Below are 8,082 nucleotides of genomic sequence, written 5' to 3' on the forward strand. Positions count from 1 at the left end.
GCCCGGGTTGGGGGCCCCCGTTCCACACCCCGGGGGGGGGGGGGGGGGGGGGGGCCGGGGGGGGGGGGGGGGGGGGGGGGGGGGGGCCCCCCCCCCCCCCCCCCCACGCTCCGCCCGCCGCCTCCGGTTCGGCCGGAGCCGGCATTCCCGCAGTGCCACAAAGGGCGTCCCGGTGGGACGGCTCAGTTCGGCCCGGCTCGCAGCCGGCCGGAGCGTCCCGGCCGCGGGCGGCCTTCCCGCTCCGCCCGGACGCCGGCCCGCGGACGCGTCCTGCGGACGCGGCAGCACCACCGTCGCGCTGCGCGCGAGCCCCCGCCGCCGGTGGGCAAGCAGCGTGCCGGGAAGTAACCGCCGCTGCGCAGACCATCACATTCGGCAGGCCGCGCGGTGGGGCGCCACCCTGGTCGAATAACCCAATGCCACACGGACCGCTCGGCGCCAGCTGGCAACCGGCGAATTGGAGGGACAGCATGACGTGGAATATCTGGGGAATCTGGGCTCTTTGCGTACTGGGCCTGCTGGTCTGCATCACGGCGTGTGCGTGGGAACACCTAAACGGCCGCCGCGTGCCGCTTCAGCTCTCGGCCCTGGGAGCCGTTCTCCTCGTGGCAGCCGTATTCATCGGGAGCCTGCAAGTCAACTGAGAACCAGAACCCCGCCGCGCGGCGAGCGGTCCGCCAACCGAGCTGTTTCCTTGACGAGCGAGCACGCAGGTCGGAGTGCGTGTCCTGTTTCCAATTCAAATTGGAAACAGGACACCCCTGGTGGTCGATGCACCGCGGCCCCACACTCGTCCGCATGCAGATCACTGTCCTCCCCGGACTTACCGTCGACGCCAGGTTGTATGAGACCGCTGCGGCAGGGCTCGCGGCACACGTACCCGATAGGGAACCGCTCACATGGGAACGCTTCATCGCTCCCTCGTCATGGTGGCTGGTGCCGGACGAGTCCGGGCTTGCCAGCCGAGCCGAATTGACGCTACGGGAGAGCCAGCAGGCGACCATTAAGATCAATGTCTGGTTAAGGCCGGACCTTCGCGGACCAGGCGGCCGACCGCTCCCGCACTCTCACCCCTGGTCGTTCGAATCCCACATCCTGACGGGTGCGTATGACGAGGACCGCTACCAGGTGGCCGGCGACGGCCAGGTGCGCGCCTACCTCGGCGTGACCCATCAAGGCGGTGGCATCAACCGCGTCGATCGCGCGGTCTATCACGAGGTCACTCGCATCCACGCGCCCGGCACCATGAGCCTGATGGTGTGCGGACGCGGCGAGCGCGGTGCCTGGGGGCACCTGGACCTCACGACCGGACGCCACCTGCCGGCCAGGCCCGACCCGGACTTCAGGGCGAAGCTGGAAGCCCTGAATCCTCAGCACGGCTGAGCAACGCCGGAGCGGTACGTCGTGCGGAGAGCCCACGAAGGTGCCCAGCCGCGTGATCCCTCTTACCGTCGCCCTATGGATTTCAACATCACCGCGGAAGAGGAAGCCCTCGTCCTCCGCATCGATGAACGTCTTCGCGCCGGTGATACCTCGACCGAGGACGACCTCGTGGTGGAGCTGGGCGACGAAGTCCGGGCGCAGGTCCAGAGCCTCATGCGCAAGGGCTGGCTTGGCGCCGGCCAGTCGCTGGAACTGTCCGATCTGGCCCGACGAGCACTCGCCAACCGCCATGACGCCGGCGGATTCCCGGAGTGACAGATTTTGTGCCTCCGGCGGGTCCTCTCTCGGAGGGGGAGGGGCTCGACTGTCCGGTGCGGCTGAGTGGGGGTTGAGGTAGGGCGGTGGGGTGGTCCCTCCTCGGTCGGCCACCCAAGGGCGTACCAGGAACCCGGACACGGCGCCCAGACCAAGCCGCTACGCGGTCGCTCGCAGGCTCGCGAGCCTGGGCACCGCGCCCGGAACCCCAGTCCGGCGAAGCTGTCCGACCGAGGAGGGACCACCCCCCACCGCACCCGCCGCTATGCGCGGTCGCGCCCCCGGTGGGGAGGTGCCGGGAGTTGACCCACCCCGCCAAACATGGTTTAATTAATGGTGTCGGAAGGGGAGGGCAACCCCCGACCGACACCCCGCCGGACCGACCGGCGCGGCAACCTCTCACCAGGAGTAACAGCATGTCCCAGCGATTCACCATCGCATCGCTCGCCCACCCGATCGCCCTCGCCCTTGATGAGGTCTGGCAGCCGCAGGAGGGGTTCCACGGCATCGAGCACCTTGATCACGCCGCTACCCTCACGCACGCCGACGGACGGCAGATTCATCTGTCCGAGCGGTGGGACGACCCCGGCTACCTCCATGCGCGAGGCGCCTTCCCTGTCAGCGACTACCCCTTCCGCAGGGGTGACCGCGACAGCATCCGCATCGCCATGGACGAGGGTCCGGAGGCCATCGCCCGGGCGATCTCCGACGACCTGATCCCGAATCACCGGGAAGTGCACGCACGCGTCACGAAGCACAATCAGGAAGTCGCGCAGATTCGCCGGGATGTGGAAGAACTCGCCCGCGACTTCGCCGCCAGGCTTCCCGGTGCGCGAACTCGAATCGACGGTTCCAGCGCCTATGTGACCCTGCGTCTCGAAACGGGCGACGTCGGAATTGTGATCGACTCCCATGCCGTGAGCGTCATGCTAAATGATGCCCCCAAGGCCATCGCTGATGCCGCCGTATTCGCCGTCAGCCGCTTTCTGCCTCACGTTCAGACTTCCGATGATGAGCGCGGCGAGCCCGTGCAGTACATCGACTACTGATCTCTGCTGACCGGCGGCACACCTCTGGGTGTGCCGCCCCTCTCCCGGCGAAAGGGAAAACGTGAGCGCCGATATCTACGTAATCAAGCCGCGATGGGTCGTACAGGCCCCCTACCTCCGAACCACGCTCAGGCGTGCCCTTGAATTCCAGGTCACGGAGCATATCTGGTCAGATACTGAGCACGTCAACAATGCCACGTCGATGATTCACGGGAATGAGATAACCGACACCGGCCCGTGGGAGTTCACGAAATCACAGCTTTCCACCTTGGTCGCGGCGATCAAGTGGCGACGGGGGAAGCACGCAACCTGGGACCGCATGGCTTCGCCGGACATCCGGAAGCACTGGGCAGAGATCGAAGGCGAGATTATCGACGCCTATCGATCGGCCTGCTATGCGGACGGGACGCAGTGGGTTTGACCCAAGCTTGAGAACATGGTTTAATTAATGGTGCCGGAAGGGGAGGGCAACCCCCCGACTGACGCTCCGCCGCCGGGCTGGCCGGTCCGGCGGCCCCTCTCACCAGGAGTACCCCGATGGCCCGCAAGCCGAAAATGACCGAGGAACAGCGCCGCACCTATAGCGCCCAAATGCGCGCCCGGCTCGAAAGCGTCATGAATGGAGCGTACGGCGCGATGGTCGCCGACGAAGGGTTCTGGGCGACTGTCATGCGATCCGCAGCTGTACTGGCAGACCGCAGCCCTGTGAACGTGGTCGCCATCGCGGCGCAGTGCCCGAACGCCACTCATGTCCTCAGCTCTGGTGACTGGCGAAAAGTTGGACGCTACCCCGCCAAGGGTTCCACCTCCATCCGCATATGGACTCCGATCAAACGCCGCGCCAGCGCATCGGAAGGCGCCCCCGAAAGGCCCGAGGGCGGCCAGCAGGCAGACAAGGGCGGTGACGGGGAACGCCCCACGTTGGTCAAGGGTTACAAGGCCGGGCCCGTCTTCGACCTTTCACAGACCGAAGGTGAGGAGTACGAGTCCGAGACTCCCGAACCCCTGCCCGCAGCGCTCGTCCGTGATCTCCTGGCCGCCCAGTACGAAGAGACGTACGGCGATAACCCCGAACAGGCGGGCGGCTTCGATTTCGCCCAGGAGGCGCCGGACAACGCCGCGCGAATCCTGCTGTTCGGCCATGCCTGGCGCCGCATCACCGAGGCCGATGCGCCGGTACCCGGCCAGCACGCCGCCGAAGTCGCTTCCGCCGCCCACGTGGCCGCCCTCATGCTCGGCATTGCCCCCGGCCCCGCCGTCATGCCCCCGCTCGCAGGCATCATCACCGACGACAAGAAGCCCCCCATTCACGCGTCCGTTGTCCGGGTCATCGAGACCGGCCGCGCCATCGCGGACGCCGTCCGTTCGGCTGCCGGGTCGGTCCGGGCGGGAGTCGCGAACCGGGAACTCGCGGGAGTTGGTTGACCTGAGACTCTGAACGTGGTTTAATTAATGGTGTCGGAAGGGGAGGGCAACCCCCGGCCGACACCCCCGCCGGGCCGACCGGCCCGGCGGACCAGGACCCCTCTCACCAGACAGGAACGACCATGGACACCAACCCCGAGCCGCACCCCGAGACCGTAGTGATGACCTGGTACGGCGACGGTGCGATTGCCGCGACGTCCGACAGCCACGAGTCGGCCAAGGCCCTCCACGGCAACGGCTTCGCGTACGACCCGTCCGAGCGCGCTTTCGTCCTGCCCCACAACGGCGACACCAGCCAGCAGGCCCGCCGCGTACAGGCCGTCGGCCAGCAGCTCGAATACCACGGCATCGGCGTCATCATGCGCCACCGGCCCCGCAACACCTGACGACCGTCCCGCCGTCCGGAGGAGGGCAACACCTCCGGACGGCGGCGGGCCGAAAAGGGAAACGGACACCCCTGCGGGGCGGCGCGGCAAAGGTCCGGCGCGTTCACCGCTGCTGGCCGCCTCCGCCGCAGGCGGCTCCGCCGGCCACCAACGGGCACCGGACAGCGGACGCGCCCCGCGGGGGCGCGGCAGCCCCTGCCGACGCGCAGCGCGCGACGGCCCGCGAGCCGCTCGTCCCTCACGGCCCGCGCCCGTGGTGCGGACCGCTTCCCACGCAAGCTCCGGCCCACGGCCGGACCGAAAGACTCTCACCAGAAAAGACCAGTTCAGTGACTATCGAAATCACCCACACCCGCCGGGAAGGAACCCTGATCCAGGGCACGAGCCGGGGGGACGGATCGGCCGAGATCCTGCGGCTCCGCGAGTACGGCCGCACCCGGCGCCAGCCCTTCCGCTGGAGCAGGAACCTCGGCTGCTGGTACCTCCCGCACAGCCGCGACCACGCCACCTACACCCCTTCGCTCGAACTCCTCGCACAACGACTCCGAGACGCGGGCTTCGAGGTCACGCTGACCATCGACAACGCCGACCGCCGTTCGTTCGCCGAGGCCGAGCAGGACCGCGAGGAGAAGGCCGAAGCCCGGGCGGAGAGGTTCGGCGGGTACGCCGACACCGCTGCCCGGAACTCCGAGGCCGCGCGGAAGTCGAGCCACGAGATATCCGAGCGGTTTGCCTTTGGTCAGCCCATCCTCGTCGGCCACCACTCCGAGGGCCGCGCCCGCCGTGACCACGCGCGGATGGACACCGCGATGCGCAAGAGCATCGGCGAGCGCGACCGTGCCGAGCACTGGACCGGCCGGGCGCAGGCCGCCGCGAACTACGAGCGGTACAAGAAGGACCCCGGCCGCACCCTCCGCCGTCTCGACAAATTGCGGGCCGACCTCCGCGCGGTCGAGAAGTGGCAGCGCGGCGAGTCCGCCAAGGGCTACTTCCGCGACCCCGACGACCCCGAGCTGACGACCCGGCACGAGGAACTGACCGAAGAGATCGAGCACTGGCAGCAGGTCATCAAGGACGCCGAGGCCGAAGGCTTCAAGGTCTGGTCGAAGGCCGACTTCACGCGCGGTGACTTCGTTCTCTACCGAGGCACCTGGTACGAGGTCCTGCGGGTCAACCCGAAGTCGGTGACTATCCCGCACATTCACAACGGGGACGGTCAGCGCGTTGTCCGCGCGGCGGACAACCGGCACGACGGCTGGACCTGGACTGCCCCCTACGACGACGTCTCCGGGCGCAAGAGCGCCGACGAGATGCAGCAACTCACCCAGTCCGAGGCCGCGTAACGACGCCCCCACCCGCCCCGGCGGCCGAGCGCGCCGGGGCGGGCCCTCTCTCACCAGAACAGGGCACCACCATGACCACCCAACTCCATGACCGGCCCGCCACCGACACCGTCACCGTCTCCGACGACAAGCTGGGCAACCTCCTGACTGCCGCCCCCGATCACACCGAGCACCGAACAGCCACCACCGAAAGCGAAGCGACCACCACCCTCACGGCGCCCATGCCGTACCGCATCGGGGCCCCGGACATCGAATGCCGCTACCCCGTGATCATCGGCGACGACCAGGTCATCGGCCGCGCCCACCGGTGGCACCGCGACTGGTGGATCGACTCCAGCGCGGGGGAGCGCAACCTACGCCGCCCGCCCAAAGGCGTTCCCGGCATCGAAATGGCCGCCGCCCACCTCGCCGAGGAGTACGCCGCCGGTCGTATCACCGCCGTCCCCCTGGACCAGGTACGTGCCGAGGCTCCCCGGCCGCTCTGCGGGCCGGTGCCCCTACTGCACCCGCGGATGCCCGTGACCGATCGCAACATCAAGAGCGCGATGACCGCGTTCGCAGGGCTCGCCGCACATCACTGGCGGGCGGTCTACACCGGATTTCCGGGCTCCGACAACCACTGGTTCCTCTCCTGCGAGCTGTGCCCGTGGGAGGGCCCGAAGTTCTGGAGCCACCTGCGCGGGCGCAACGGCGCCCCGCCCAGCGCGCACCGCCACGAGGGCGGGTGCATCGGCAAGGACAAGGTCCGCGAACTGATCACCGCCTACCAGCAGTAGACCGACTCCGGGGGCGGCGCCGAGCCGCCGCCCCCGGTTCCCGAACGGAAACACCATGCCACCCCGCTACTGTCCCGAAAGCGTCGTCATCGCGGACACCCCGGCCGCCCTCCTCGAATGGGCCGCCCACCACATCGAACACGTCGGCATCCACCAGGGTCCCTACCTGTTCGCCGGCCCCGGCCGCACCGCCACCCTGCCGTGCTGGCCGCGCGGCGCCCTCGAAGTCGCCGCCGGCCAAGGGCGGGGGGCCGCCGGCCGGACGTACGACTGGGAGCGCATCCACCGCGCCCGCGATCACGCGTTCGCCATCCTCGCCGAAACCCTCACCGGCCGCCCCGTCGAGGCCGACGACCCCGCTGCCGCGAAGGCCCTGTGCCGCGAGGTCATCGACCGGTGGAGTGCCGAGCCCGGCCGCACCGCCGCCGACGCCGCCCGCGTCTTCCGCGCCGCCGCCCGCGTCGACCATGCCCTCTTCTGACGGGCCCTCCGCACATCAAGACTTCGAAAGTCAGCACCATGAACAAGACGAAAGAATCCCGCAGCACCACCAGGACGCCGAACCGCCGAGGCGCCGCCACGCCGAGCCGAGACGGCGTCCACCGGATCAGCGTTCCCCTCCATCCCCGCCTCAGCGCCTCCGAGCTGATCCGCGTACTCCTCGCCACCCCGGTGGAGACCGAATTGCATGCCCTCGACCCCGTACAGGTCCGATCGCTCATCGCTGACGTGCTCACCCAGCACGGCTACGACGTGCTCGACCGGTCGCCGTACGCCTCCGGATGCGACCGCCACCAGGACGCCCGCCGCGCCGTCCGCCGCGCGTACGGGCCCCGGTTTGTCGACGCCCCCGACGAACAAGCCGTCCTCGCCGAGCCCCTCCGCGATGTCCTCGCCGCCGCCCGGACCGAGTGACCATGATCGCGACGCTCACCGAGCCGACCGGCGCACGGGCGCGACAGACGTACTACTGGCGGGTGCGCAACGCACGGACGCGCGCCCTCGCGAAGCAGAGCGCCGCGCAGACGTGGCACATCCAGCCCGGACACCCCGACGGTGCGTACTGCGACCTCGGGCACGAGCTCGACCCGCCCGCACACCACACACCGACCCTGCTCACCCGCAGCCGGCCCGGCCGCCGGGACGAGCAGGAGTTCCGGGGCGGATGTCTCGCCTGCGGCTGGGAGGGCCCTGTCCACCGTGGGCACGGATACGGTGACGGCGACAACACCGCGATCGAGGACGCCCACGATCACGCGTTCCCCGGCTGGCGAGCCCTCCCGGCCGTTGCCAAGGCCCAGGGGGAATGGGTGTTGCCCGACACTCAAAATGCCGATGACGGCGGCGTTCACGGTGCCGATGTTCGGCGACAGTGAAGCCCCGCCGGCGGGGTGGCAGGCGGGGC

11 protein-coding genes are annotated in these 8,082 nt (G+C 69.3%); all 11 read left to right on the forward strand.

All coding sequences use genetic code 11. The features are described 5' to 3' along the window. Positions 1–798: 798 nt before the first annotated feature. The 11 genes from ACH4FX_RS42850 (at position 799) to ACH4FX_RS42900 (ending at position 8,053) form a co-directional block, all read left to right on the forward strand. Positions 799–1,383 (forward strand): hypothetical protein, encoded by a 585-nt coding sequence (locus ACH4FX_RS42850; protein WP_398487312.1) that lies wholly within the window; start codon positions 799–801, stop codon positions 1,381–1,383. A 75-nt stretch (positions 1,384–1,458) separates the two neighbouring features. Next, entirely contained in the window at positions 1,459–1,698 is a 240-nt protein-coding gene (locus ACH4FX_RS42855) for a hypothetical protein (RefSeq protein ID WP_398487314.1), read from the forward strand. A 416-nt stretch (positions 1,699–2,114) separates the two neighbouring features. Further along, complete coding sequence (locus tag ACH4FX_RS42860) at positions 2,115–2,747, forward strand: hypothetical protein (RefSeq protein WP_398487315.1); 633 nt, start codon at positions 2,115–2,117, stop codon at positions 2,745–2,747. Between the two features lie 61 nt (positions 2,748–2,808). After that, a complete protein-coding gene (locus tag ACH4FX_RS42865) occupies positions 2,809–3,168 on the forward strand; it encodes a hypothetical protein (RefSeq protein WP_398487317.1) in 360 nt (119 codons plus the stop codon). A 116-nt stretch (positions 3,169–3,284) separates the two neighbouring features. Then, on the forward strand, positions 3,285–4,172 hold the full coding sequence (locus tag ACH4FX_RS42870; RefSeq protein WP_398487318.1) for a hypothetical protein: 888 nt from the start codon (positions 3,285–3,287) through the stop codon (positions 4,170–4,172). Between the two features lie 122 nt (positions 4,173–4,294). Continuing rightward, complete coding sequence (locus ACH4FX_RS42875; protein WP_398487319.1) at positions 4,295–4,558, forward strand: hypothetical protein; 264 nt, start codon at positions 4,295–4,297, stop codon at positions 4,556–4,558. 329 nt (positions 4,559–4,887) lie between these two features. Then, positions 4,888–5,901: a DUF3560 domain-containing protein gene (locus ACH4FX_RS42880; RefSeq protein ID WP_398487320.1), complete on the forward strand. Its 1,014-nt coding sequence runs from the start codon at positions 4,888–4,890 to the stop codon at positions 5,899–5,901. 71 nt (positions 5,902–5,972) lie between these two features. Next, a complete protein-coding gene (locus tag ACH4FX_RS42885; RefSeq protein ID WP_398487321.1) occupies positions 5,973–6,677 on the forward strand; it encodes a hypothetical protein in 705 nt (234 codons plus the stop codon). A 55-nt stretch (positions 6,678–6,732) separates the two neighbouring features. Beyond that, positions 6,733–7,158, forward strand: a complete 426-nt coding sequence (locus tag ACH4FX_RS42890) for a DUF6197 family protein (protein ID WP_398487322.1) — start codon at positions 6,733–6,735, stop codon at positions 7,156–7,158. Positions 7,159–7,196: 38 nt separating this feature from the next. Then, positions 7,197–7,592, forward strand: a complete 396-nt coding sequence (locus ACH4FX_RS42895; protein WP_398487323.1) for a DUF6181 family protein — start codon at positions 7,197–7,199, stop codon at positions 7,590–7,592. 2 nt (positions 7,593–7,594) lie between these two features. After that, the gene (locus tag ACH4FX_RS42900; protein ID WP_398487324.1) at positions 7,595–8,053 is read left to right on the forward strand and encodes a DUF6349 family protein; all 459 of its coding nucleotides are present in this window, start codon (positions 7,595–7,597) and stop codon (positions 8,051–8,053) included. The last annotated feature ends 29 nt before the right edge of the window (positions 8,054–8,082 follow it).

It is taken from the genome of Streptomyces sp. NPDC018019, from assembly GCF_044327805.1.
Lineage (GTDB): Bacteria > Actinomycetota > Actinomycetes > Streptomycetales > Streptomycetaceae > Streptomyces.

What these genes read in the sequence shown, in the direction of transcription:
- ACH4FX_RS42885 (WP_398487321.1), top strand. Translation starts at nt 5,973, where the DNA reads ATGACCACCCAACTCCATGACCGGCCCGCCACCGACACCGTCACCGTC.
- ACH4FX_RS42850 (WP_398487312.1), top strand. Translation starts at nt 799, where the DNA reads ATGCAGATCACTGTCCTCCCCGGACTTACCGTCGACGCCAGGTTGTAT.
- ACH4FX_RS42895 (WP_398487323.1), top strand. Translation starts at nt 7,197, where the DNA reads ATGAACAAGACGAAAGAATCCCGCAGCACCACCAGGACGCCGAACCGC.
- ACH4FX_RS42860 (WP_398487315.1), top strand. Translation starts at nt 2,115, where the DNA reads ATGTCCCAGCGATTCACCATCGCATCGCTCGCCCACCCGATCGCCCTC.
- ACH4FX_RS42890 (WP_398487322.1), top strand. Translation starts at nt 6,733, where the DNA reads ATGCCACCCCGCTACTGTCCCGAAAGCGTCGTCATCGCGGACACCCCG.
- ACH4FX_RS42855 (WP_398487314.1), top strand. Translation starts at nt 1,459, where the DNA reads ATGGATTTCAACATCACCGCGGAAGAGGAAGCCCTCGTCCTCCGCATC.
- ACH4FX_RS42900 (WP_398487324.1), top strand. Translation starts at nt 7,595, where the DNA reads ATGATCGCGACGCTCACCGAGCCGACCGGCGCACGGGCGCGACAGACG.
- ACH4FX_RS42870 (WP_398487318.1), top strand. Translation starts at nt 3,285, where the DNA reads ATGGCCCGCAAGCCGAAAATGACCGAGGAACAGCGCCGCACCTATAGC.
- ACH4FX_RS42875 (WP_398487319.1), top strand. Translation starts at nt 4,295, where the DNA reads ATGGACACCAACCCCGAGCCGCACCCCGAGACCGTAGTGATGACCTGG.